We start from the raw sequence: 23,744 nt of genomic DNA on the forward strand, positions 1-23,744 counted from the left end.
GGTCCCTGGCAGTACCCCCTTACAGCAGGGTCTGCCTCCGGCCGTCCGGCTGGTGTTGAGTAGATGGAAGACAGGCAGCAATGCCCTCGCAGGCCACCCCTTCGCATGATCAGGAACTGGAACCCTTTTGACTCGAGCAAACCTTCTGAATGACGCCGTCGACGTGCGCCCGGAGACCTTGCCCCACAATGACCTCGGCGCCTTTGAGGAGACGGCAGCCTCTGCACCAACGCCTGTTCCTGCAGCCACCGGCCGCCTGCCGTGGGCCGCACTGCTGGTCATGGCCCTGATGGGGTTCATCCTCATCGCCACGGAAACGATGCCCGCCGGCCTGCTGCCGCAAATCGCAGCGGGCCTGAACATCACCGAGGGCACCGCGGGCCAGTTCGTCAGCGCCTATGCCCTGGGAACAGTGGTCGCGACGATGCCCGCGGTCGCCCTGACCCGTGGCATGCGCCGAAAGCCCGTTTTCGTCGTCGGCATCCTGGGATTCCTTGCTGCCAACATCATCACCGCGTTGTCCAGTGACATTGTGCTCTCTCTCGGGGCGCGCTTCCTCGGCGGCGCCTTCTCCGGCCTGATCTGGGGGATGCTGGCCGGATATGCACGCCGGATCACTGCTCCCGAACACGCCGGACGGGCCCTGGCGGTCGCGTCGATCGGCACCCCGATCGGCCTGGCAGTCGGAACGCCCTTCGGCTCCTGGCTCGGGACGACATTCGACTGGCGCTGGTCCTTCGGCGTGCTCTCGCTGCTGACGATCATCACGGCCATTCTCGCCGCTACCGTGGTGCCCGATGCCGCCGGCCAGAGGGCGGCGTCGCGCGTCCCGCTGATCCGCGTCTTCGCCATTCCCGGCGTCGCAGTGATCCTCGCTGTCATCGTCGCCTGGATGCTTGCGCACAACATCGTCTACACCTACATCGCGTCCTACCTCCGCTCCGCCGGCCTTCAACTCTCAGTCGACCTCGCACTCGTGACCTTCGGCGTCGCCGCCCTGATCGGCATCGGCGTCACCGGTGCCGTGATCGACAGTGCCCTCCGGGCCCTGGTTTTCGTCAGCATCGCCCTGTTCATCACCGCCGGCGTGATCTTCATTGTCGGTCACCAGTCGCTCATCGCAGTCCTCATCGCAATCGTCCTCTGGGGCATTGCCTTCGGAGGTGCGGCAGCCCAGCTGCAGACCGCGATCAGCACAGCAAGCGGCGAGAACGCCGACGTCGCGAACTCCATGCTCGGCGTCGCCTTCAACCTCGCCATCTTCGCTGCCGGTGTCACCGGTGCCGTCCTGATCAGCAGCTACGACGGCCTGGTTCTCCCCGCCGTCATGATCGGGCTCGCCCTCCTCGCCCTCGTCATCGCGTTCGCTGGCCGCCGCACAGCGTTCCCCACCGGGCAGTAAACGAACAAAATTCCCATCACCGGACCCCACTTAGCTCACCACCCCAGCCCACCCGACCGACTGTTAAACAGGAGAATCACTATGCTGACCGTCAACGCCTACGCCGCCACCTCCGCGACCGGGGACCTCGTCCCGACCACCATCAACCGCCGCAACGTGGGCCCGCACGACGTCCTGATCGAGATCAAGTTCGCCGGGATCTGCCATTCGGACATCCACACCGTCCGCGGCGACTGGGGACCCCAGTCCTACCCGCTCGTTCCCGGCCACGAGATCGCCGGGATCGTCACCGGGACCGGCTCCGCCGTCACCAGGCATGCTGTCGGTGACCGGGTCGGCGTCGGCTGCATGGTGAACTCCTGCGGCGACTGCGTCAACTGCCAGGCCGGCGGGGAGCAGTACTGCCTGGCCGGGAACACCGGCACCTACGGCGCCGTGGACCGTGACGGCACCATCACCCAGGGCGGCTACTCCACCCACGTCGTGGTGGCCGAAGACTTTGTGGTCACCATCCCGGAGGGCATCGGGCTCGACGCCGCCGCGCCGCTGCTCTGCGCCGGGATCACCACCTACTCCCCGCTGCGCCACTGGGGCGCCGGGCCCGGCAGGAAGGTCGCCGTCGTCGGCCTCGGCGGACTCGGACACATGGCCGTCAAACTCGCCCACGCCATGGGCGCCGAGGTGACCGTGCTGTCGCAGTCGCTGAAGAAGATGGAAGACGGCCTGCGCCTGGGCGCGGACTCCTACTACGCCACCAGCGACCCTGCCACGTTCGAACACCTCGCCGGCACCTTCGACCTGATCATCAACACCGTCAGCGCCAAGATCGACATCAGCTCCTACCTGCAACTGCTGGCCCTCGACGGCGCCCTGGTCAACGTCGGCGCCCCGGCTGAACCGCTGCCGGTGAACGTGTTCTCCCTGATCATGGGCCGTCGCTCCTTCGCCGGATCGGCCATCGGCGGGATCCGCGAGACCCAGGAGATGCTCGACTTCTGCGCCGAGCACAACCTGGGGGCCGAGATCGAGGTCATCCCGGCCGGCAAGATCAACGACGCCTACGAACGCGTCCTGGCCTCCGACGTCCGCTACCGCTTCGTGATCGACACCTCAACGCTCTAAGCAACGACAGGCAGACGGCAGGCGGCCAGCCAAGTCCTGGAAAATCTGAGGCGTATGCCAGGTCGTTTCCCTGACGGGGGCGTCATCTGTGGCTTCGGCGCGGAGCATGGCCACGATGTCATTGGCTGCCTGCTCCCAGTTGGGGGCAAACTGCCGCCCGCGGGGATCGAGGAAGGTGAAGCGCGCGTGGTTCGCCGGGGGTGTTGGGGTGTTGAATTGGCCGAAGTACAGGGCCCGCCCCGCCAAACTCAGAGACGTCCTGGACACTGGCACGCCCGAAAGCCGTCGGGCGGACCATTCGTCGATAGCCGTGCACGCCCTTCCTCGCGGGGGGCCGTCTGCGTCATTCCTTCAGCCTGGCATCTGCTCTGGCGGTCGCCGGCGAACGGGACGAGAATGGGCTCGTGATCCCCCCTCGCCCTGGCGGGGACGGCGGCTCGATGAACGCCGGCGCCCGAAAGACCCAGCGCATCTATCTCACGTTGACGCTGGGCAATACGCTTGCTGCCTCGTTCATCTGGGGAATCAACACACTCTTCCTGCTGGACGCCGGACTCAGCAACCTGGAGGCCTTTGCCGCGAACGCCTTTTTCACGGCCGGGATGGTGCTGTTCGAGGTCCCCACCGGAGTCATTGCCGACGGTTGGGGGCGCCGTGTTTCGTTCCTGCTCGGCACTGTGACCCTGGCCGTATCGACCTACCTTTACTACGTGCTCTGGCAGCTTTCCGCCCCGTTCTGGTCGTGGGCTGTGGTGTCGGTTTTGCTCGGTCTGGGCTTCACCTTCTTTTCGGGCGCGGTCGAGGCCTGGCTCGTCGACGCGTTGCGCTTCGCGGGATACGACGGCGGGCTGGAGGGCGTGCTCGGGCAGGGGCAGATGGTGTCGGGCGTGGCGATGCTCATCGGCTCGGTGGCCGGCGGTGTGATCGCGCAGGCGACCAACCTGGGCGTGCCGTTTCTGCTGCGCGTGGGCGTGCTGGTGGCCATGTTCGTCGTGGCCTTCTGGCTCATGCACGACGTCGGTTTCACGCCCGAACGCTCGACCCATCCCCTTCAGGCGACCCGTGCCGTATTCTCCGCCTCGATCGAGAACGGATTGAAGAATCCGCCGGTGCGTTACGTGATGCTGGCCGCGCCGTTCAGCGCCGGCGTCGGGATCTATGTGTTCTACGCCCTGCAGCCGTTCCTGCTTGAGCTCTTCGGCGACCCGCGCGCATATTCCGTGGCGGGTCTGGCGGCGGCAATCGTGGCCGCCGCACAGGTGCTCGGCGGCTGGGTGGCGCCCCGTATCCGGCGCCTCGTCCGCAAACGCACGACGGTGCTCATTCTGAGCAGCAGCGTGGGCGCAGTGATTCTGGTTGTCCTCGGGTTCACCCGGGTGTTCTGGGCGGCCCTGCTGCTGCTGGCGCTCTGGGCATTGGTCGCCTCTGCGGGTACTCCGGTGCGGCAGGCCTACCTGAACGACATGATCGCCTCGAAGCAGCGGGCAACGGTACTCAGCTTCGACTCACTCATGGGATCAAGCGGTGGCGTCGTGGTGCAGCCGCTGCTCGGCCGGGCAGCGGATGTGTACGGCTACCCTGCCTCGCTGGCGATCAGCGGCGCGATCGAGTTGATCGCGGTGCCGTTCCTGCTGGCGAGCCGCCAGCAGCACGCCCAGGCCGATCAGGCCAACGCCCCAACCGACACGTCGGACGCAGAACCACCGCCGCCGTAGCCGTATCCCGGAGAATGACGTGGCGGCCATGCCAACCAAGGCCAGCAAGACCATGACAACGAAGGAAGACTTCACCAACCCGCGGTTAAGGCGCCGTGTCCTGCAGAGACTGGACAGGATGATGTGACCACCGCCAACGCCCTTCCGGCGACCAGCGAAACGCATACCATTGCGAGCGATCAGGAGGTCCGGTATGCAATTGCAAAATCCATTGCGGGCCATCTGCCCCGCGCTTGAGGCCGACGTGCTCATAGCGCTGGCCGACAGGGCTCCCAGTCCGCCGTGTGCCCTCGTACGCGAACGAGGTGTCCACGCTTCGATCTCCGGCGTGCACCGATGCCTGGACGGCTGGAGGAGAACGGCGTCGTAGATGCCGTCCACCTTGGCAACCGCGTCGAGTACTCACTGAACGCCCAGCATATGCTTGCCGGTCTGGTCGTTGAGGCGTAGAGGGCGGCGACGCTCGGCCAGCACTCCAAGTCGGGAAACCACGCCGACGCTGTCAACGTGCTGAAGAAGGCCGGAGGGGACAGCGCCACCTTGAGCCGCTTGCTGGGCGAAAAGACAAAGGCCGGATACAACGTTAAGAGCCTGAGCCTGAGCCTGAGCCTGAGCCTGAGCCTGAGCCTGAGCCTGGCCGGTGCCGGGTTGGCGTGTCTGGGCCGCGGTGAGTCCAGCGTCCTCGCTGCGCGCACGCTGGGACCTTGGATCCGCTGTTTTCGTTCATGATCGCCCTCAGCCGGAGTAGATCCACCCAACGTCATCGTTGCCGACGCCGATCGAGGCGTGTGTTTGAACGAAGCGCCAAGCGTCACCTTCGCGGTGGAAAACAGAACTCCATCGGGGCGAAACATGCCCGCCGTCGGGCAGGGTGATGGTGAGCCGAGTGGTCGCCCACCCCACAGTGCCCTCCTCATAAGCTTCGGTGCCTTCCGGGGAGAACCGCGCCCGGCCCCCTGCGTTGGCAAGCTCACCACGCAGGAACTTCGCCACGGCCTCACCACCACGAAGCCATTCGCCGGGGTCACTGCCAATCAGGCACGTACCAGGGTTGACCGAGACCAATGTGTCCACCACCGCCGCGTCGCCACGAGTGGCCGCCTCGAACCAGCTCGCCACCAGAGCTTCCAATTCCGGAGAACGTTCCATGACCAATCCCTTCCATCAGCAGGGCCCAAGATGATTATGACTCCCAAAGAAGAGCCACACAATCGGATCAATCAGGCTGGGCAACATGCCCACGCCGACGTGGGTTTGAGGCCATGAAAAACTGCCCACTTCCCTTTCTGAACCCGACAGCCGAGGCGGCGGCGGCCTGCCGGTTGCTCCAGCGGCTACGGGCGATCGGATAGCGAGGTCATTGGCCGCCTGTGGGGTGCCACGGGTTTGGTGGATCAGCACGATCGCGTCGTCGAAGACCTCCGGTTCGGCGCCCAACGGGTTCTCACGTCCCTCAGTCCCCCCAGGGCTCCGAGGAGGAGACGTGGAAGATCGTTGCTTCGGGTTCCGCCGCGAGGCACTGCTCAAAGACTCCGAGCGCCCTCGCGACTTCGGGAAGCGATTCCTGTCGGTCGAGCGCAGCGCGGTCCTCGAACACCTCAGTCGCTATGAACAAGTCGGGATCAGTCACGTCCCGCCCGATGTCGAAGCTGATAACACCATCCAGCGCCCGGCTCGGCGGAACGACATCTTTCAGCGCGGCCATGACCTCTTCCGCCCTGCCTGGCCGGGACCGCACCATGAAACGAATGACGATCATCGGGCCTCCTCACTCCGTAGGAAATGGTACGCCCATCGGCGAGTGGGCGGACAGTATTTATGGCCACCCGGGCAGGGATTTCTGCCGACCGTCCGTGGGCACAAACCATTGACCTTTGACGCCGATCCGATGAGTAATCCCCGCTCGGTTCAGCGGCCGGGACCGCAATTGCGCGGTGAGCGGGCCGTCTGGCGGCCCGGGGAAATGTCAGGTTCCGGGAGGCCGGTACTTAATCTGCTCGGCTTTCCGCAGCGCTTGCATCGTTTCGTCGACGGTCAAGAGCACCGTCGTTTCGAACGAGCTCAGTGCGCCGCCTCCGCTGATCGCCAGCGCAACCGCGGCCATGGACACATTGTCGGGAGCCTCCCATAAGTTATAGCCGTCGTGGGTGCCGAAGGCGTACCAGAATCCATGGAGTTTCCCTCCGGCCGATTCGATGTATGCCTGGGCGGCCTTTCCGCGGTCCTCGGGGTTGCTGATCAGCCTCGCCCAGGTCTCCGGTGTGTAGCTGAACTTCGACAGATAGAGCGGCATCGTCTCGTCCTTTCGTTCGCTGTCGGAAGTGCGGGTTCACCAAGAATGGCAGTCTGCTGCCAGGTCGGCAATGAGTCACACCTAAGTTGGGTAGCTGAAATGTCGGCGGCGGAGCGCCGCACTACGGACGCCCCCGGTCCAAGGAATTGGGACCCTGGCTGCGGGTGATCAAAGGGGTTTATTCCGGCCGTTGCATTTAGGCAATGAATCTCCTATACCTATGGTGCAAGGCATGCCCTGTAAATGGGCCCTGTTCGCCCGGTTCCCTTGCGGAGGGAAATGATGCCAGACCTGACGTTCTGCCGGTCCATCGTCGCCGTCGCTCTGGCCGCCATTGGTTTAACGATTGCCCCGACACCGTCGCAAGCCGCGGACAACGCGATGCCGTCCCTCCCTGGGGTCTCGATTATCACTGCCGCCGAGCAGTACAACATCTCGCATCTGTATTACAGCGGGCCCAAGGTCCGTCTCACGTTTGATGACTGCGCGACGCAGACGAGGCTGACGGCGATGGTGGCCTGGTTGACGGCCTACAAAATCCAGGCGATGTTCTTCTTTACCGGGCAGTGCATGCTTACGCATCCCACGTACGCCTCACAGCTGATCCAGGCGGGTCAGCTTCTCGCTAACCACAGCTACGACCACGGCGACTATTCGCGCATGACCGCCGGCCAGATCAATGATGAGGTCCGTCGCTACGGCAGCGTGGTTCCCACGACCACGCCCGGGTTGTGCAGGCCACCGTACGGCGCCGGTGCCTTCAGCCTCGGGGTCCATAACGCCCTCGCGCACGCCGGCTGCCGCCCGGCCTTCTGGACGGTGGACACCCGGGATTGGGACGGCTCGTCGGCGGCGACCATCATCGGGAGGGTCGCATATGGCGATGCCACAACCCCGCGTGCCTACCCGGGCGGGGTCATCCTGATGCACGGCACCGGCCCTCATACCCTCGAAGCGCTGCCCGGCATCCGGCAGGCACTGATTGACCGCCGCTACGCCACCTTCCACATTAATTGACACGTATCTTTTCCGTGGCTGCTGGCCAATCCCGGACGATTCCCAGCCGGTTTATTGTTACGATCCGGGACTGTTTTTTGTGGCGTCCGCCATTCCGGTGGGGATTCAGCCGTAGGTTGGAACCGACGACGGCGATCGGTTGGGTGTCGCCGGCCACCAGAGGACCAGATCATGTCAGAACTTGAAAGGTTTTCTTCCCGGCTGTTGAACCGGCGGGGAGCGCTTGTGCTGGGGCTTGGAGCCTTGGGGGCCGGTGCCCTCGCGGGCTGTGGCGGCTCGCCGACGCCGCCGGTCCCATCCGGATCGGCCAGCGCCGGCGGTACTGCAGGCGGTTCGGTCATCGACCTGGCCGCCTTCGACGCCGTGCTGGCCAAGGGGGCCGTGGCCCAGGATTCACTGGTGCAGGCCAACGCCTGGGCCAGGGCAATCAAGGCCAAGGGGCAGCTGGTGCGTGGCGGCACGGACACCTCCACGCTCTTTTCGCTGCGGGATCCCGGCACCGGAAAGGTGGCAGGATTCGACGCCGGCCTGTCACAGCTCCTCGCGAAGTACATCATCGGCGAACCCAGGGAGAACCTTTCGCAGGTCACCGTGGATACGCGGGAGACAGTGCTGCAGAACAACTCGGTGGACGTTATTTTCGCCACCTACTCCATCACGCCGAAACGGGCCGAGAAGGTGGATTTCGCCGGCCCCTACTACGAGTCGAAATCGGCCATCCTGGTGAAGGCGGACAACACCTCGATCAAGTCCGTGGCGGACCTCGCCGGCAGGACGGTTGCCACGCAGAGCGCGTCAACCGGAGTCACGCTGCTCAAGGAAGTGGCCCCGGAAGCCAACGTGCAGACCTTCGATGACAACCCCAAATGCCTTGCCGCCGTTCAACAGGGCCGCGTCGAGGCCTACGTGATCGACCAGTCCATCCTGTTGTCCAATGCGGCCAGGAACAAGGACGTGAAGATCGTCGGCGATACGTTCGGCAACAGCGACAAATACGGAATCGGGTTGCATCAGGGCTCGGATGCGCTGGCCTTCGTCAACGCATGGCTGAAGATCGCGGAGGACGACGGCTCCTGGGACGCCCTGTGGAAAGCCACCGTGGGCCAGGTGCTCAAGACCGACCCGCCGAAGCCGCCTGCCATCGGCGCCTGAGGCGCGGCCTGTGGAGCAACTGCTCACCACCTACCTCGACGAGCTGCTGGCGGGCCTCTGGATGACGGTGCGGCTGACCGCCGTCGCCTTCTTCGGATCGCTGGTGGTCGGTACCGCGATCGCCGCCTGCCGGGTCAGCCCCATCGTGCCGTTGCGCGCCGTGGGGCGGCTGTACGTGGACCTCTTCGTCAACATCCCGCTGATCAGCCTGCTGGTGGTGGTGACCTTCGGCCTTCCGGACATCGGCATCACGTTCGACCTGTTCAGCTGCGCCGCCCTCTCCATGATCCTGCTGGGGGGTGCGTTCACCTGTGAGGCCATCAGGACCGGCGTCAATGCGGTGCCGGTAGGCCAGGTTGAGGCCGCCCGCTCCATCGGCCTGGACTTTTTCGGAGTGCTGCGCTTTGTGCTGTTTCCCCAGGCCTTCCGCAGCGTGATCCAGCCGGTCGTCAACGTGTTCATCGGCATACTGCTCAGCTCCTCGCTGGCCGGGGTCATCGGAGTGAAGGACCTTACCCTGCAGGTTTCGGAGATCAATAACGAAGCAGCCCTGGGGCTGACCACGTATCTGCTGGCCGCCGTCGCCTATGTGGTCATTTCACTGCTGGCCGGCGGACTGGGGGCGCGGCTGGAAGAACGGCTGAGGGTCCAACGATGAGTACCCAGGACAGCCTTTTCGACGCCGCCGGCCCGAGGGCCCGCCGCCGGATCCGGATCCTGACCGTGCTCAGCCTGCTCTGCATCGCCGGCCTCACGGCCGTGGTTCTCCTGCGCTTCGGGCAGGCGGGCCAGCTCGCGGCCGACCGCTGGGCCGAATTCACCCAGGGGCCGTACCTGCTCTTCCTGCTGGCCGGCCTGGGCAACACTGTCACCGCCGCGGCGGCGTCCGCGGTTTTTGCGCTGCCGCTGGGACTGGTCCTGGCCCTCGGCCGGCTGTCGGTGCGCGCACCCCTTCGGCGGCTCGCCACGGGCTGGATCGAGTTCTTCCGCTCCGTTCCGCTGCTGCTGGTGGTCTACATCTTCGTCAGCGGACTCCCGCAATACGGGATCAACCCCGACATCTTCTGGAAGCTGGCCATCCCCATCACCCTGTGCAGTTCGGCAGTGATGGCCGAGATCTTCCGGGCCGGCATCAAAGCCCTTCCCGCCGGCCAGGGCGAGGCCGGGCTGAGCCTGGGCCTGTCCCGGGGCCAGGTCATGCGCAGCGTCGTGCTTCCGCAGGCGGTCAGGATCGTGGTGCCCTCCATGGTGGCCCAACTGGTGGTCCTGCTCAAAGACACCACCCTGGGCTACGCCGTCAGCTACCCGGAGCTGATGAAGACCGCCAACAATCTCACGGCCTACACCAACCACCTGATCCAGACGTACCTGATCATCGCCGCGGTCTACGTGGTCACCAACGTCCTCATCTCCCACCTGGCGCGGTACCTGGAACGCCGCATGTCAGGGCGGGCCGCCCGGATCGGGCAGGAAGCCCTGGAAACGGGCATCGGCTAGGCGGCGGCCTCCATGCCCAGGGCACGGCACACCGGGCACATTTCCGCCAGGTTGGATGTGGACGGCCGCCGGGCGGCCGTCCAGGAGGCTGAAGGGCGGGCCTGATCTGACGGCTACAGTCCGCTCCACCGCCGACCCCTGCGGCGCGATGACCGACACACGGCCCAAAGGATCGCGGCCTAATTTCGCCCCAAGCGGCGCTCTTCCATTCCTTGCCGCAGCCGTCGTTGAACGCGCTGGTGATCATCTGTCGGAGCCGGGTCCAACAAGTCATTGGCATCGTCACCAAGCAGCCAAACAAGGCCGCGTTCTCCCTGCTCGTTTTATGAAACCAGCACCACTGCATACATGCGATCGCCAGCCTCAACATCCGCCCACGTCTTCGCTTCCGGGAACGTCGCATCCGTTATGTCGAAGGTGGTGGGCGAATAGCCCGGGCCAGGCTCCTTGAAAAATACACACGAAAAATGTTCCGGTGTCGCTCCCGTCTGCTGTCACCTTCGCAGGACACTTCGACGCCTTGACATCACTGCGGACGCCATCAGGTTCACACCCGTTCTGAGCTCCCAGACGCCGGAACCAGACCGGTAGACCGTCTTGCTAGGATCGACACAAGGATGTCGTCACCCGCCTGGATCGCCTTAAGGATCCAGCATCCGATAAAAAGGGGTGGCTCCGGCCAGCGTGCCCGAGCCGGCCGGAACGCCGGCTTGCTGCAGGCAGTGGTTGAGCGCGGGTCCGGAAAACATGCCGAATACCGGAGGTGAGGTTCATTATGGTCCTTCAGGATCGTGCAAGGGCAACACGGGGGGCGATCATCGCCGGGGCGGCAGCGGTCTTTGAGGAGCACGGCTACGGCAGCGCCAGTCTGGCCCAGATATCCGATGCGGCCAAGGTCACCAAGGGAGCGCTCTACTTCCACTTCCAGTCCAAGGAAGATCTGGCCAAAGCCGTCATCGAGGAGCAGCACCGCATCGTCCTGGCAGAGAGCGAAGACATCCTCGCTGAGCACCGGCCTGCTCTGCCGACCATGATAATGATGTGCCGCGCGTTCGGGCTCAAACTGGTGCACGAACCGGTTGTCCGGGCAGGCGTCCGACTCACGGTGGAAGCCACTGCATTCGGCCAGCGCGTCCAAAAGCCTTACGAGGACTGGATCGCTGCCATGGAGAAGCTGGCCGAGCGGGCCAAGGAAGAACAGCAGGTACGCTCCTCAATCGACTCCGCGGCTCTTGCCAGATATCTTGTGGCGTCGTTCACCGGGGTTCAAATGGTTTCCGGCGTCATGGCCGGTCGCGCCGACGTCATGCAGCGGATCGAAGAGATGTGGGCCATCCTGCTGCCCGGGATTATGCATGAAGATTTCCACGAGGACCCGCAGGCCCTGTCCGGGCTGGTTGGCACTTCCCCGGAAACCGCCACATAAACCGGACAACCGCATTGTTTCTCCGGCGAGGACCCTTTAGTCTTGTCTAATCGCTGACGGCCTTTTACCGGCAGCGGTCGCCGGGCTTGGCAAGACGGCAGCTGTGCCGGCGTGGTCATTGGGGGGACGTCGGCACAGCCGGCCAGGCGCCTTCGAAGCCGACTCGGTCGGGGACCAGGTTCTCTACGATGGCGGCGTGCTGCTTGTCCGCGTGCGGTCCGGTGGACGGGGTTGCCAAGTACATGGCGTAGGCGGCGCTGCGGGTATCGGGGTTAGCCTTTCGACATGACTGAGTTCGGCTGACGGCGGCGGGGGAGCGGCCGCCCGGGGCTTACGGAAGTTGCTAGAAGCGGATGGCGTCGATCACCTTGATCCGGACTGCCACGAGGGCAGGGATTGCTCCGGCCAGTGCACCTACCAGGACCGCCGATCCCAGGCCCAGCATGGCGGCTTCAACCGGAAATGCAGGATATTCAGTCAGGCCCGGCGCGATCCTGGACTGGATCCAGGGGTTTTTGACGACGGCGACGGAGAGCATCACGCCGACGATCCCGGCCACTGCCGTCGCCACCACGGATTCCATCATGACGCCAAGGAAAATACGCCGGGACGTGGCCCCGAAGCTGCGCCGGATGCCGATTTCACGCACGCGGTACCGCACGGTGACCATGGAAATGTTCAGCATTCCGACCGCGCCCAGGAGCAGGACCAGCCCGGCGATGCCGCCTACGGCGAGCTGGACCGTGGCGAAGGGATCGCCCTGGCTGGCGTAGTCCAGCCGGTCGACCTGGGCCTGCATGCCGGGGAACTGCCGTTGGAGGTCTGACGTGACGGCGGCCTTGAGCGTTTCGGCCTGGCCGTCCTGGACCCAGAATTTGAACTGCCCGGGTCCTGCCCCGCCGATTCCCGCAGCCCCCGCCCGTTCCGCGGCGCCCGTCAGCATATACGCCGACGGCGGCATGTCCGGGTACAGGTCGGGAACCACCCCGATCATCACCGCGGTTGTTGCCCGGCCGCCCGTCAGCTTCACCTTAGGGTTTGTGACCAGGTTTGGCCGCCCGGCGGCGTTGTAGAACGCCTCTGACACGACAAATGCCGGGGCGAGCCGTTTCTCGTCGTCGGCCGCAAACCAGCTTCCCTGGCTGACCTCCAGCCGGTGGATAACGCCGTAGCCCGGATCCACGACCTGGAGCTGCACCTGCTGCACGCCGCGGGGGAACTGGAATCCCTGCTGGGCCTGGTTCACATGTGTGTAGTGCGCTATTCCGTAGCGGTCGATGATGCCCCGGTAGGCGTCCTCGAGTTTCTGCGGATCCGGCTGGGTTGGACCGTAGACGCCGATGCCCAGGGTTGCGGAGCGTCCGCCGTTGCGCTCGGAGGCCGCTTTGAAGCCTTCACGCGCCAGATTTCCCAGGCCCACCACCGAGGTCAGGGCCGCGACCGACAGCGCCACTCCCACCAGTGCCAGGAGGATCCGGGTCTTGTTGATCCGCAGTTCCTGCCAGGCTTCCACGAGGGCCGAAATCATTCCGGTCATGCCGTCACCCCCGCCGGGATTGCGGCCGGGGTGAGGACACCTGATTCCAGCCGGTAGCAGGCCCGCGCCAGCGCGGCGACATTCACGTCATGGGTGATGGTGATGAGGGCGGCACCCGATTCCGTCGCCACAGTGTCGAGCAGGGCCATGACGGCCTGCCCGGTGTCCACGTCGAGGGCACCGGTCGGCTCGTCCGCCAGGATCAGGCGCGGCCGGCGGACCAGCGCCCGTGCTATCGCAACTCTCTGCTGTTCCCCGCCGGAGAGCATGTTGGGCAAGGTCTGTGCACGCCGGGCAAGGCCGACACGGTCCAGGATGTCCATGGCTATTTCCCGGCGCCGCCGGAATGCAGGGCCGCGGGCGTAGAGCAGGGGCGTGACCACGTTGTCCAGGGCGGTGCGGCCAGGCAGCAGGTTGAATTGCTGGAAAACGAAACCCACCGCGTCGCCCCTCAGTTTTGCCCGGGCGTTGCTGCGGAGCTGCCCCACGGGCGTTCCCTGGAACGTGAGTTCACCACTGGTGGGCAGGTCCAGCAGCCCGAGCAGGTTGAGCAGGGTTGACTTTCCGCACCCGGACCGGCCGATCACCGCGGTGTGGTCACCACTGTGGACAGCGAGGTCGACGCCGCGAAGAATGCGCAGTTCCTGGTCGTCCGGCAGCAGGACGGTCCGCGTCACGCCTTTGAGCGACACCAGTTCCTCCACGGTCAGCCTCCGGTCCGGTACGAGCCGGGCCCGGCGAACTGCGGTCCCGTGGGCACCTGTGCCGGGGCGCCGGGAATGAACTCAAGGACGGCTTCCCCTTCGGCCAGGCCGGAGACCACCTCGACCACGGAGCCGTCGTTGAGGCCCAGCTGGACCTTCCGCTGCTGCGGACCGCCAGCCGGCCCGCCGGAAGGACCGCCGCCGTTGCCGCCGGCATCGGGAGCCGGGCCCGTCCCGGCCAACCAGACCAGGCCTTCCTTGACGCTGCCCTCCACGGCCGTGAGCGGTACGGTGATGACATCGGCGGCCTCGCCGGCAGTGACGGTCATTGTGGCGCCCAGTCCCGCAAAAACCTCAACCTCAGGCGGGACGGCGCAACTCAGCGTTCCCGTGGGCGTTCCACCCTGCTGGGGGATCCCGCCACCCGGCACGGGGCTCGCGGCGTAGGGGACCGAACGGCTCACGCCGCCGGAAAGACCCCCGGTGGCATTGCCCTGAACGCCGGCGGCGCTCGTCAACACCACGGAGGCACACGTAAAGGGAGCCGGGCCGCCCACGACGGAGATCTGTGCGGAACCGGGTTTGGCCAACAGCCGGTACTGTTGCGCGGCGTCGACGGAACCGCTGACCGTGAAGGTCCCGGGGTTGACCGTTCCGGCAGCCTCGCCCACGCTGACCTGCTGGTCGATCAGCACGGCCAGGGTCTCCAGGACACCCGAAGCCGGAGCCAGCACATCTGTATACGTATAGGTGGGGGAAGCAACCGGCCGGACCTGCGCGGCGGCTGCGCCGCCCGGCTGTCCCGTGGCCGCCGTCGTGTCGGAAGCGACCCGCGCCACGGGCTCAGGCTGAACTTCGGCACGGACCTGATACAGCCGTTCCCCGGAGTTCACCTTGGTCCCCAGGGCCAGGAAAATGTGTGTCACCACACCGGCAGCCGTGTTCCGGACGCCGACCGGGGCCTCACTCTGCACGGTGGCCTTGACCTGGACCTTATTGGTCACGGTGGCCCTCGTTGCCTGGATGACGGGAACGACGACGTCCGCCTCCGGACCGGCCAGGGCCTGCTCCGGCTTCAGTCCGTCGACGAACGCAATCTTGACCAAGGCCACTGCTATGACGGCAAACACCGCCAGCCACGCCACCGGCATGACGACACGCCTGAAAATCCTCAGCTCTGCCCCAATCGGTAACTCCCCACAGAACCTCTGCGAGAGATGCATTCACAGCCTATAGGGGCATCGTGCCGGAAACGGTCAGCGACATATCAGTTCGGCGAGGGGCCATGCCTGCTGATCCGGCCCGGTCATGGATGCGCCTGCCGCGGCGGGCGCTCCTGATTGGAACAGTTGCCGGGACCGGGGGTAGCGTCGAGGGATGACTCCTGGACGCCCCGTACCTCCGCCCCTTGCCAAGCCGCTGCCCGACATCAACGACGCCGGACCCGCCACCGGCGCCCGGCTTGCCACGGGCGCCACCCTTGCCGCCGCCTACGGCGCAACGGCCGCCGACAGCGGACTCGTCCCGCTGACCGTCGCCCGGCGGGCGCCGAAGGCGGACGACGTCGAGATCGCCATCGAATTCTGCGGGCTGTGCCACTCGGACGTCCACGCGACCCGCGGCGAATGGGGAACCCAGAACTACCCGCTGGTGCCCGGCCACGAAATCGTCGGCCGCGTCAGCCGGGTGGGATCCGCCGTCGACGGCTTCGCCCCCGGCGACAGGGTCGGCGTCGGCTGCCTGGTGGATTCCTGCCGCGAGTGCGAGAGCTGCCTGGACGGCCTGGAGCAGTACTGCGAGAAGGGCATGACCGGAACCTATGGCGCCAAGGACGCCCGCAACGGCGGTTCGGTCACGCAGGGCGGCTACTCCACCGCCATCGTGGTGGACCGCCGGTACGTGCTGCGGATCCCGGAGAGCCTGGATCCCGCCGCGGCCGCGCCGCTGCTCTGCGCCGGCGTCACCACCTTTTCCCCGCTGCGGCACTTCGACGTCGAGGAGGGCGACGTCGTCGGCGTCATCGGCCTGGGCGGCCTGGGCCACATGGCCGTGAAACTCGCCAAGGCGATGGGAGCGGAAGTGAAGGTCTTCACCACCTCCGAGTCCAAGGTCGACGCGGCCCGGGCACTCGGCGCGGATGACGTCATCCTCTCCCGCGACGCCGCCGCCATGGCGGCCGCGAACCGCAGCATCGACGTCATCATCGACACCGTCGCCGCACCGCACGACCTCAACCCGTACTTCCGCACCCTGCGCGTGGACGGTGCCCTGTTCCAGCTGGGCCTGCCCTCCGAGGACATGCCGCCGGTCAATCCGGGCGCGCTCATCCGGCGCCGGATCGCCTACGCGGGCTCCCTGATCGGCGGGATCGCCGAGACCCAGGAGCTGCTGGATTTCTGCGCCGAACACGGCGTCGTCTCCGACGTCGAGGTGGTCCGGGCGGACCAGCTCAACGAGGCCTATGACCGCATGGTCGCCGGCGATGTGAAGTACCGTTTTGTTTTGGACACCAGCACCCTGGGGTCACCTATGGAAAGGGCCGACGCATGAGCACGCTATTCACCAGGATCATCAACGGCGAGATCCCCGGCCGTTTCGTCTGGCGCGAGGACGACGTCGTGGCGTTCCTGACGGCCGGCCCGCTCGCCGACGGCCACACCCTGGTGGTGCCCACGGAGGAAGTGGACCGCTGGACCGATGCCTCCCCTGAACTGCTGGGCCGGGTCATGGAGGTGGCCCGGAAGATCGGCGCCGTCCAGGTGGACGTGTTCGACGCCGCGCGGGCCGGACTGATCGTGGCCGGCTACGAGATCAACCACCTGCACGTGCATGTGTGGCCCTCGAACTCGATGGCGGACTTCGACTTCGGTTCCGCGGACCAGCACCCCGATCCGGCGAAGCTTGACGCGAACGCGGAGAAGCTCCGCGGGGGCCTCTGCGACGCCGGTTACGCGAAGCATGTCCCCGGCGCCTGAGCCCGGACGGCGTACAACGTGAAGTGACCGGCGCCGGCCTGGCCGCCCCCGCCGGGCGTCAGGCCGGCGCCAGCGCCTTGTTCAGCACCGCGCGGATCCGCTTTTCCGAGACGGAATAGGCGGTTCCCAGTTCGACGGCGAACAGGCTCACCCGCAGTTCCTCGATCATCCAGCGGACCTGGCCGAGCTCGGTCCCGGACCGGCGGCCCGGCAGCAGGGCCGACACGGCGTCGTCGTACTCATCCTCCAGGGCCTGCACGGCGGCCAGGTTCAGGGCGTCGCGCGCGACGTTGCCGGGGAGCTTCTCGAGGCGCTTCTCGATCGCGGCGAGGTAGCGCGGCAGCTGGCTGAGCTGGGCGTAGCCCGTGCGTGCCACGAAACCGGGGTAGACGAGCTGCTCCAGCTGGCTCCTGATGTCATTGAGCGCACTGATCAGCGCCAGGCTGGTGCTGCCCTTGAGCTGCTTTTCGATCCGGCGGGTGCTGGCGAGGATGCGTTCGACGACGGCCGTGACGGTGAAGACCGTGTCGATCAGCTCGGCCCGGACCTGCTCGTAGAGGGCCTTGAAGGACGCCTCGTCCCAGGGCAGCCCGGCCGGGGTGAGTTTGTCGATGGCGGCCAGGGCGCAGTCCGCGATCAGGGCCGAGACGGAGCCGTGCGGGTTCTGGCTGAATGTCAGCTTTTCGGTGTTGTTCAGGTGTTCCAGGACGTAGCGGTCCGGCGGCGGAACCTTCAGGGCGAGCAGGCGGATGACGCCGCCGCGCATGGCCTGTTCCTGTTCGGAGGAGGTCTGGAAAAGCCGCAGGGCCACGGAGCTGCCCTCATCGACCAGGGCCGGATAGCCGGTGACGGTGTGGCCCTTCACGGTGCCCTGGACCTGGCGCTGCACCGTTCCGAAGGACCACCCGGTGAGTCCGGACTTCTCGGTAAAGCCCGCAGGGGAGCCCGCGGCGACCCCCGTCTTTGCCTCCGGCGTGGTGCCGTTGCCGGAAGCCTTCCCTGTCCGGCCCGGTGACTTCGGCTCCGTCGTCCCGGGGGTGGCGCCGAGGGATTCGGCGATCGCGCGGCGGGTGGCCGGTGCCAGGCGTTCCTGCAGCCCGGACAGGTCCTTGCCCTCGTCCAGGACCCTGCCCTGGGAGTCCACCACCCGGAAGCTGACCCGCAGGTGCGGGGGAACGGCGTCCCAGTTCCAGGAACCGGGCGGGATGACCTGCCCGCGGATCCGGCGCAGCACGAGCTCCAGGGAGGCCTCGAGGGCATCGGCGGCGGGATCGAAGCCGGCCTCGAGGGCCGCCACGGCCTGCCGGGCCACATCCGGTGCCGGCACGAAGTTCTTGCGGACCTGCTTGGGCAGCGACTTGATCAGGGCGGTCACGAGTTCCACCCGCTGGCCGGGGATCAGCCAGCGGAACGCGGCGTCGTCGAGCTGGTTGAGGAACAGCACCGGGACCTCGGCGGTGACGCCGTCGGAGGGGTTGGGCGGGGAGCCGGGCGCCACGGGGTGGAACTCGTAGCTCAGCGGCAGCTCGAAGCCCTTGTGCAGCAGGGTCCTGGGGTACGCCGAATCGTCCAGGGCGTCCGCGTCCTCGCTGATCAGCAGCGACTGGTCGAAGTCGAGCAGCGTGGGATCCTGCTGCCGGGCGTCCTTCCACCACTTGTCGAAGTGCCGTTCGGAGACGACGTCCGGGCCGATCCGGGCGTCGTAGAACTCGAAGAGCGTCTCGTCGTCCACCAGGATGTCCCGGCGGCGCATCCGGGCCTCGAGCTCCTCGACCTCGTGGAGCAGGGCACGGTTGCGGTGGAAGAACTTGTGGTGGGTCTGCCAGTCGCCTTCCACCAGGGCATGCCGGATGAACAGTTCGCGGCACAGCTCCGGATCCACCTTGCCGTAGTTGATGCGCCGGCTGGGGATGATGGGCACCCCGTACAGGGTGACCTTCTCATGGGCCATCACCGAGCCCATCTTCTTGGACCAGTGCGGTTCGCTGTAGCTGCGCTTGACCAGGTCCGGCGCCACCTGCTCCACCCAGAGCGGATCGAATTTCGCGGCCACGCGGGCCCAGAGCCGGCTGGTCTCGACCAGTTCGGCCGCCATGACGAAGGTGGGGGACTTCTTGAACAGGGCCGAGCCGGGGAAGACCGCGAAGCGGCTGCCGCGGGCGCCGGCGTACTCGCGCTTGCGCTCGTCGAGGATGCCGATGTGGCTCAGCAGGCCCGCGAGCAGGCTGATGTGGATGCCCTCGTGGTGGCCCACCGGGTCAGTCAGCCGGTTGTTGTCCAGGGCAATGCCCAGCGGCCGGGCCAGCTGGCGGAGCTGGCCGAACAGGTCCTGCCATTCGCGGACGCGCAGGTAGTTGATGAACTCGTTGCGGCAGAGCCGGCGGAACGCGGTGGAGGAGAGCTCCTGCTGCTTCTCCTGGAGGTAGTTCCAGAGGTTCAGGAACCCGGTGAAGTCCGAGTTCTCGTCCCGGAAGCGGGCATGCTTTTCGGCGGCAAGCTGCTGCTTGTCTGTCGGGCGTTCCCTCGGGTCCTGGATGGTGAGCGCGGCGGCCAGGATCATGACCTCGCGGACACAGCCGCGCCTGCCGGATTCCACGATCATCCGGCCGAGCCTCGGGTCCACGGGCAGCTGGGCAAGCTGCTGCCCGACGGCGGTCAGCCCGCCGGCGTTCCTTCCCGCGGGTTCGTCGGCCCGAGGCGTGCTGAGGGCGCCGAGTTCGCGTAGGAGGCTGACGCCGTCGTTGATGGCGCGGGAGTCCGGGGGCTCCACGAACGGGAAGTTTTCCACGTCCTTGGGTCCGCGGGCCACGCCCATGGCTGTCATCTGCAGGATGACGGCCGCCAGGTTGGTGCGCAGGATCTCGGGGTCGGTGAACGGCGGACGGGACTCGAAGTCCTCTTCCGCGTAAAGCCGGATCGCGATGCCGTCGGACACGCGGCCGCAGCGGCCGGAGCGCTGGTTGGCGGAGGCCTGCGAGACCCGCTCGATCGGCAGGCGCTGGACCTTGGTGCGGTGTGAGTAGCGCGAGATGCGCGCGGTGCCGGTGTCGATGACGTACTTGATGCCGGGCACGGTGAGGGAGGTTTCGGCGACGTTGGTGGCCAGTACGATCCGGCGCTTGCTGCCGGGGTGGAAGACCTTGTGCTGTTCCTGCAGGCTCAGCCGGGCGAACAGGGGCAGGATCTCCGTGCCGGCCAGCCGCCTGTTCGTCTGGATCCGGGCGGCCAGCGCCTCGGCAGCGTCCCGGATCTCGCGCTCGCCGGAGAAGAAGACCAGGATGTCGCCCGGGGCTTCGAGGGCGAGTTCGTCGACGGCGTCGCACACGGCGTCGAGGGGGTCGCGGTCCTCCTCGAGTTCGTCGTCGGAGGCTGCTACGCCGTCGTCGCCGGCGTCGTCACCGGTGGGGGCGCCGCCGGCCGGCTGGGAGAGCGGGCGGTAGCGGATCTCGACCGGATAGGTGCGGCCGGAGACCTCGATGATGGGCGACGGTTCTTCCTCGGTGCCGAAGTGCCGGGCGAAGCGCTGCGGATCAATGGTGGCCGAGGTGATGATGATCTTCAGGTCCGGCCGCTGCGGCAGGATCCGCTTGAGGTAGCCGAGGATGAAGTCGATGTTGAGGCTGCGCTCGTGGGCCTCGTCGATGATGATGGCGTTGTATTTGCGCAGGAGCTTGTCGCGCCGGATTTCCGCCAGCAGGATGCCGTCGGTCATGAGCTTGATCCTGGTGCTGCGGCTGACCTCGCCGGTGAAGCGGACCTGGAAGCCGACTTCCTGGCCGATCTCGACGCCGAGTTCCTCGGCGATGCGTTCGGCGACGGTGCGGGCGGCGAGCCGGCGCGGCTGGGTGTGCCCGATCAGGCCGCCCTCGCCCAGGCCCAGTTCCAGGCACATCTTGGGGATCTGGGTGGTCTTGCCCGAGCCGGTCTCGCCGGCGATGATGGTCACCTGGTTGGCCGCGATGGCTGCCATCAGGTCTTCGCGGCGCTCGGAGACCGGCAGCTCGGCGGGGTAGGAAATATGCAGTGTCATGGCTGGACCCAGTCTACTGGGGGCGGGCCTGGGCTGTCCGTTCCGCGGCGCCGGATCGTTTCCCCACGTAGATGGCGGCCAGTCCCGAGCGGGAGGTGACCCGGAGCTTGGCGTAGATCCGGGTGAGGTGGTACTGGACGGTCTTCACGGAGACGTAGAGTTCCGCCGCGGCCTCCTTGTTGCTCAGCCCGGAGGCGACGAGCGCGGCTACCGCCTTTTCCTGCTCGGTAAGGTCGTCGGGGCCGGCAGGCGCCCCCGGGTCCGCCCGGCCGGTTCCGGCGTCGACGGTTCCGGTGTGGCCGGCGGTGACTGCCGTGCTGACGCCGCTCGCCCGTATTTCACGTGAGCACCGCTCCACATAGGCCCGGGCACCCAGTACCGCAAACAGCTCTCGGGCTTCGGCCAGGATGGCGGCGGCTTCCCGGCGTTTCCCGGCGCGGCGGAAGGACTGGCCGTAGGCAAACTTGACCCGGGCGCGTGCGAACGGCAGGGGAAGGCTGTCGAGCTGGGCGAGGCCGCCCTGGAAGCTGGTGCGGGCCGCGTCCAGATCTCCGGCGGCTGCCTGGATCCGGCCGCGGACGTAGGCAAGGCGTGCAAGCGTGGACCGGTGCCGGCGGCGTGCCGCCAGGTGCTCGTGCGGGACAAGGAAGGCATCGGCTTCCGCCACGCGGCCCACCATCACCAGGGCGTTGGCGTAGTGGTCCTGCCACGGCCAGAACCCCGGTTCGTCGATCCCGTTGTCGCGCTGCATCCGCAGTACCGGTATCAACGCGCGGATGACGCCGTCGTAGTCGGCCCTCGTCTCGGCCACCTGGGCCTGCGCCAGGCAAAAGGGCAACAGCATGGTGGCGTAGCTGTCGCTCGCGGCAGCGCCGCGTTCCAGATGGTGGGCGGCTGCGTCCCAGTTCCCGCGGAGGGCGTGGATCTGGGCTCCGCTCCAGTGCAGCAGCGGCCGGGTGAGTTCGACTCCGGACTCCTCCTGCATGGCAACCGCGTGCTCCACCGTCGTCAGGGCGTCGTCCCAGGCTCCCAGCGCGAAGTCCGTCCGGGCCAGCCACCCGTGCGCCCACAGCGAGATGCGCTGCGAACCGTGGGCGAACTCCGTGGGGACGGCTCCGGCCAGCTCGGCGCGGGCTTCCTCCACCCGGTCCATGGCGAGATGGAGCCAGCCCTTGCCCATGTCGATGCGCTGGTGTTGTGCGCTCTGTTCCGGCAGGCGGTCCGCGGCCTCGTAACTCTTCACGGCCTCGGTGTAACGGCCCATGGCGCCCAGTCCCAGCCCTTCGATGGCCTGCGCCTCCACCGCCGGCGGGCTGCCGGGTGCAGCCAGGCGCCTGGCCCGCTCCGCCCAGGAAACGAGGTCCCGACCGTGGAAGCGGGCCAGGGCGTGCAGGACCTGCCGCTGGCAGATCCGGGCAGCCGTCCCGGCGTCGGTGGCAGGGTCGACGTTGGTCCACGCCTTCTGGAGCAGTGCGTCCGCCTGCGCAGGGCGCCCCCGGAGAACGGCAAGGTAGCCGCGGACGGCGTCGGTCCGCGGACTGGGCGCGAAAGATTCCAGGGCATCAAGCGCCGCCACGGCACGGGGGAGCTCGCCGGCGCCCACCATGGCGTCGACGGCCTTGGCGAGGAGCACTTCACGCGCCGGCGCCCAGGGGTTCAGGCGTGCCGCCGTGGCATAGGCATCCGCCGCCCGGTGCCAGGCGCCGGCCGAGGCGAATCCCTCGGCGGTCTCCTCAAGTTCACCGGCGAGGGCAGCATCAGGGAGCAGGGCAGCGGCAGCACGATGGTTCAGCCGCTGGGCCGGGGCGGGCAGGATGGCGGCGGCCGCGGTATGCAGGGCCGCCCGGCGGGCCGGCCCGAGGTGCTGGTAAACCGCGGACCGGAGGACAGGCAACGGAAACTCCAGCCTCGTTTCCGGTCCGGCCGTGCTGACGCGCAGCAGGCCGGCAGCGTGCGCGGCGTCCACGGCAGCCACGACGTCGGTGATGCCGGCAAGCTCCGCGGCCAGGGCAAGCGGCGAGCGGACGCCCAGTACGGCAGCCGCCTCGGCAAGGGAAGCCCCGTCCGGCGGAAGTCCGTTCAGGCGCGCGGTGATCGAAGCGACATAGTCCGCGGGTGCGGGCAAGGTGTCAGGTCCCTCCGACCAGACCGACACCGGGAACTGCTCCAGGAGGGGCCCGATCAGTGCCGGGTTGCCGCCGGTGTGGTCCACCAAAGCGCGGGCGCCCGACGCCGTGAGGCCGGGGCCGGGGGCACCGCGCCACATTGCCAGCACGTCATCCGGAGTCAGCGGTCCAAGCCTGATCGCCGCGGCGCCGGGGATGCTGAGAAGGTCGGCGAGTCCGGCGGCCGGTCCGCCGCGCCCGGGATCGACGCACAGGATGGTCAACAGGGCCAGCGGGCCCACCCGGCGGAGCGCGTACAGGAGCGCCTGCAGGGAGTGGACGTCCGCCAGCTGGACGTTGTCCAGCCAGAGAATCAGGGTGGTGTCCTTGCCGGCCAGGGTGTCCAGGACCGCCAGCACGGTTTCGCCGCTGGCCCGGAGGGCGTCGGCCGGGCTGCCTCCCGGCCCGGGCCACCCGGCGTTCCCCGCTCCGTCCGGGCACTTTGCGAGCAGCTGCTCCAGAACGCCGAATTCCAGCTGTTGCTCCCACGCAGCGCCGGCGGCCCGCAGGATGAGGGTGTCTTCACGGCCTGCGTCGGATTCGAGGAAGCCCTCCACCAGGGCCGTCTTGCCCATGCCTGCGCCGCCGCTGATGACCGCCAGCGCGGGCCGGGCCGTTCGGGCGGACCGCAGCAGGCCCAGCAGCTGCTGGGCCTGCGCGGTCCGTGCGTAATGAAGTCCTCTGGCGTCGTTGTCAGGCATGGTTCCCA

At 67.1% G+C, this 23,744-nt stretch carries 20 protein-coding genes; 11 read left to right on the forward strand and 9 right to left on the reverse strand.

Annotated elements, in window-relative coordinates:
• Positions 1-127 precede the first annotated feature (127 nt).
• Together ACQCSZ_RS04340 and ACQCSZ_RS04345 are read left to right on the forward strand one after the other, a co-directional pair.
• Complete coding sequence (locus ACQCSZ_RS04340; RefSeq protein ID WP_427006853.1) at positions 128-1,402, forward strand: MFS transporter; 1,275 nt, start codon at positions 128-130, stop codon at positions 1,400-1,402.
• 81 nt (positions 1,403-1,483) lie between these two features.
• Positions 1,484-2,524 carry an NAD(P)-dependent alcohol dehydrogenase gene (locus tag ACQCSZ_RS04345; RefSeq protein WP_427006854.1) on the forward strand — a complete coding sequence of 347 codons (1,041 nt, stop codon included), beginning with the start codon at positions 1,484-1,486 and terminating at the stop codon, positions 2,522-2,524.
• On the opposite strand, the gene ACQCSZ_RS04350 is transcribed toward ACQCSZ_RS04345, so the two are convergent.
• Entirely contained in the window at positions 2,513-2,797 is a 285-nt protein-coding gene (locus ACQCSZ_RS04350; protein WP_427006855.1) for a hypothetical protein, read from the reverse strand. The genes ACQCSZ_RS04345 and ACQCSZ_RS04350 overlap by 12 nt on opposite strands.
• Before the next feature lie 167 nt (positions 2,798-2,964).
• Between ACQCSZ_RS04350 and ACQCSZ_RS04355 the strand changes: the two genes are divergently transcribed.
• Positions 2,965-4,239, forward strand: coding sequence for an MFS transporter (locus ACQCSZ_RS04355; RefSeq protein ID WP_427006856.1), 1,275 nt, complete (start codon positions 2,965-2,967; stop codon positions 4,237-4,239).
• Positions 4,240-4,746: 507 nt separating this feature from the next.
• A complete protein-coding gene (locus ACQCSZ_RS04360; RefSeq protein WP_427006857.1) occupies positions 4,747-4,968 on the forward strand; it encodes a hypothetical protein in 222 nt (73 codons plus the stop codon).
• Between the two features lie 6 nt (positions 4,969-4,974).
• Here the strand turns inward: ACQCSZ_RS04360 and ACQCSZ_RS04365 are convergent, their stop codons facing one another.
• From ACQCSZ_RS04365 to ACQCSZ_RS04375, 3 genes are all read right to left on the reverse strand, one after another.
• Positions 4,975-5,388: a nuclear transport factor 2 family protein gene (locus tag ACQCSZ_RS04365; protein WP_427006858.1), complete on the reverse strand. Its 414-nt coding sequence runs from the start codon at positions 5,386-5,388 to the stop codon at positions 4,975-4,977.
• A gap of 304 nt (positions 5,389-5,692) precedes the next feature.
• Positions 5,693-5,998 carry a putative quinol monooxygenase gene (locus tag ACQCSZ_RS04370; RefSeq protein ID WP_427006859.1) on the reverse strand — a complete coding sequence of 102 codons (306 nt, stop codon included), beginning with the start codon at positions 5,996-5,998 and terminating at the stop codon, positions 5,693-5,695.
• Positions 5,999-6,205: 207 nt separating this feature from the next.
• Positions 6,206-6,532 carry a GYD domain-containing protein gene (locus ACQCSZ_RS04375; RefSeq protein ID WP_427006860.1) on the reverse strand — a complete coding sequence of 109 codons (327 nt, stop codon included), beginning with the start codon at positions 6,530-6,532 and terminating at the stop codon, positions 6,206-6,208.
• Between the two features lie 279 nt (positions 6,533-6,811).
• Here ACQCSZ_RS04375 and ACQCSZ_RS04380 point away from each other — a divergent pair, with 279 nt between their 5' ends.
• The 5 genes from ACQCSZ_RS04380 (at position 6,812) to ACQCSZ_RS04400 (ending at position 11,624) form a co-directional block, all read left to right on the forward strand.
• Positions 6,812-7,549, forward strand: coding sequence for a polysaccharide deacetylase family protein (locus ACQCSZ_RS04380; protein WP_427006861.1), 738 nt, complete (start codon positions 6,812-6,814; stop codon positions 7,547-7,549).
• Positions 7,550-7,720: 171 nt separating this feature from the next.
• A complete protein-coding gene (locus ACQCSZ_RS04385; RefSeq protein ID WP_427006862.1) occupies positions 7,721-8,701 on the forward strand; it encodes a glutamate ABC transporter substrate-binding protein in 981 nt (326 codons plus the stop codon).
• 10 nt (positions 8,702-8,711) lie between these two features.
• The gene (locus tag ACQCSZ_RS04390) at positions 8,712-9,359 is read left to right on the forward strand and encodes an amino acid ABC transporter permease (protein WP_427006863.1); all 648 of its coding nucleotides are present in this window, start codon (positions 8,712-8,714) and stop codon (positions 9,357-9,359) included.
• Positions 9,356-10,198: an amino acid ABC transporter permease gene (locus ACQCSZ_RS04395; RefSeq protein ID WP_427006864.1), complete on the forward strand. Its 843-nt coding sequence runs from the start codon at positions 9,356-9,358 to the stop codon at positions 10,196-10,198. Before ACQCSZ_RS04390 ends, ACQCSZ_RS04395 begins: the two co-directional genes overlap by 4 nt.
• Positions 10,199-10,973: 775 nt before the next feature.
• Positions 10,974-11,624 (forward strand): ScbR family autoregulator-binding transcription factor, encoded by a 651-nt coding sequence (locus tag ACQCSZ_RS04400; RefSeq protein ID WP_427006865.1) that lies wholly within the window; start codon positions 10,974-10,976, stop codon positions 11,622-11,624.
• Between the two features lie 343 nt (positions 11,625-11,967).
• Here the strand turns inward: ACQCSZ_RS04400 and ACQCSZ_RS04405 are convergent, their stop codons facing one another.
• The 3 genes from ACQCSZ_RS04405 to ACQCSZ_RS04415 are packed head-to-tail and all read right to left on the reverse strand — an operon-like array spanning position 11,968 to position 15,016.
• Complete coding sequence (locus ACQCSZ_RS04405; RefSeq protein ID WP_427006866.1) at positions 11,968-13,161, reverse strand: ABC transporter permease; 1,194 nt, start codon at positions 13,159-13,161, stop codon at positions 11,968-11,970.
• On the reverse strand, positions 13,158-13,871 hold the full coding sequence (locus ACQCSZ_RS04410; RefSeq protein ID WP_427008252.1) for an ABC transporter ATP-binding protein: 714 nt from the start codon (positions 13,869-13,871) through the stop codon (positions 13,158-13,160). Before ACQCSZ_RS04410 ends, ACQCSZ_RS04405 begins: the two co-directional genes overlap by 4 nt.
• Positions 13,868-15,016, reverse strand: coding sequence for a hypothetical protein (locus ACQCSZ_RS04415; protein WP_427006867.1), 1,149 nt, complete (start codon positions 15,014-15,016; stop codon positions 13,868-13,870). Before ACQCSZ_RS04415 ends, ACQCSZ_RS04410 begins: the two co-directional genes overlap by 4 nt.
• 226 nt (positions 15,017-15,242) lie before the next feature.
• On the opposite strand from ACQCSZ_RS04415, the gene ACQCSZ_RS04420 reads away from it, so the two are divergent.
• Together ACQCSZ_RS04420 and ACQCSZ_RS04425 are read left to right on the forward strand one after the other, a co-directional pair.
• Positions 15,243-16,415 (forward strand): NAD(P)-dependent alcohol dehydrogenase, encoded by a 1,173-nt coding sequence (locus ACQCSZ_RS04420; RefSeq protein WP_427006868.1) that lies wholly within the window; start codon positions 15,243-15,245, stop codon positions 16,413-16,415.
• The gene (locus tag ACQCSZ_RS04425; RefSeq protein ID WP_427006869.1) at positions 16,412-16,840 is read left to right on the forward strand and encodes an HIT family protein; all 429 of its coding nucleotides are present in this window, start codon (positions 16,412-16,414) and stop codon (positions 16,838-16,840) included. The genes ACQCSZ_RS04420 and ACQCSZ_RS04425 overlap by 4 nt, the downstream gene beginning before the upstream one ends.
• Positions 16,841-16,898: 58 nt before the next feature.
• Here ACQCSZ_RS04425 and hrpA read toward each other — a convergent pair whose 3' ends face one another.
• Together hrpA and ACQCSZ_RS04435 are read right to left on the reverse strand one after the other, a co-directional pair.
• Positions 16,899-20,870, reverse strand: a complete 3,972-nt coding sequence (gene hrpA, locus ACQCSZ_RS04430; RefSeq protein ID WP_427006870.1) for an ATP-dependent RNA helicase HrpA — start codon at positions 20,868-20,870, stop codon at positions 16,899-16,901.
• Between the two features lie 13 nt (positions 20,871-20,883).
• Positions 20,884-23,736 (reverse strand): AAA family ATPase, encoded by a 2,853-nt coding sequence (locus ACQCSZ_RS04435; protein ID WP_427006871.1) that lies wholly within the window; start codon positions 23,734-23,736, stop codon positions 20,884-20,886.
• Positions 23,737-23,744: the final 8 nt, after the last annotated feature.

The sequence above is a fragment of the Pseudarthrobacter sp. H2 genome (assembly GCF_050157045.1).
Lineage (GTDB): Bacteria > Actinomycetota > Actinomycetes > Actinomycetales > Micrococcaceae > Arthrobacter.

Bases quoted from the DNA above. Each gene is read 5' to 3' on its own strand.
- ACQCSZ_RS04345 (WP_427006854.1), top strand. From the start codon at position 1,484: ATGCTGACCGTCAACGCCTACGCCGCCACCTCCGCGACCGGGGACCTC.
- ACQCSZ_RS04355 (WP_427006856.1), top strand. From the start codon at position 2,965: ATGAACGCCGGCGCCCGAAAGACCCAGCGCATCTATCTCACGTTGACG.
- ACQCSZ_RS04365 (WP_427006858.1), bottom strand. From the start codon at position 5,388: ATGGAACGTTCTCCGGAATTGGAAGCTCTGGTGGCGAGCTGGTTCGAG.
- ACQCSZ_RS04370 (WP_427006859.1), bottom strand. From the start codon at position 5,998: ATGATCGTCATTCGTTTCATGGTGCGGTCCCGGCCAGGCAGGGCGGAA.
- ACQCSZ_RS04375 (WP_427006860.1), bottom strand. From the start codon at position 6,532: ATGCCGCTCTATCTGTCGAAGTTCAGCTACACACCGGAGACCTGGGCG.
- ACQCSZ_RS04380 (WP_427006861.1), top strand. From the start codon at position 6,812: ATGATGCCAGACCTGACGTTCTGCCGGTCCATCGTCGCCGTCGCTCTG.
- ACQCSZ_RS04385 (WP_427006862.1), top strand. From the start codon at position 7,721: ATGTCAGAACTTGAAAGGTTTTCTTCCCGGCTGTTGAACCGGCGGGGA.
- ACQCSZ_RS04395 (WP_427006864.1), top strand. From the start codon at position 9,356: ATGAGTACCCAGGACAGCCTTTTCGACGCCGCCGGCCCGAGGGCCCGC.
- ACQCSZ_RS04400 (WP_427006865.1), top strand. From the start codon at position 10,974: ATGGTCCTTCAGGATCGTGCAAGGGCAACACGGGGGGCGATCATCGCC.
- ACQCSZ_RS04405 (WP_427006866.1), bottom strand. From the start codon at position 13,161: ATGACCGGAATGATTTCGGCCCTCGTGGAAGCCTGGCAGGAACTGCGG.
- ACQCSZ_RS04415 (WP_427006867.1), bottom strand. From the start codon at position 15,016: ATGCCGGTGGCGTGGCTGGCGGTGTTTGCCGTCATAGCAGTGGCCTTG.
- ACQCSZ_RS04420 (WP_427006868.1), top strand. From the start codon at position 15,243: ATGACTCCTGGACGCCCCGTACCTCCGCCCCTTGCCAAGCCGCTGCCC.
- ACQCSZ_RS04425 (WP_427006869.1), top strand. From the start codon at position 16,412: ATGAGCACGCTATTCACCAGGATCATCAACGGCGAGATCCCCGGCCGT.
- hrpA (WP_427006870.1), bottom strand. From the start codon at position 20,870: ATGACACTGCATATTTCCTACCCCGCCGAGCTGCCGGTCTCCGAGCGC.
- ACQCSZ_RS04435 (WP_427006871.1), bottom strand. From the start codon at position 23,736: ATGCCTGACAACGACGCCAGAGGACTTCATTACGCACGGACCGCGCAG.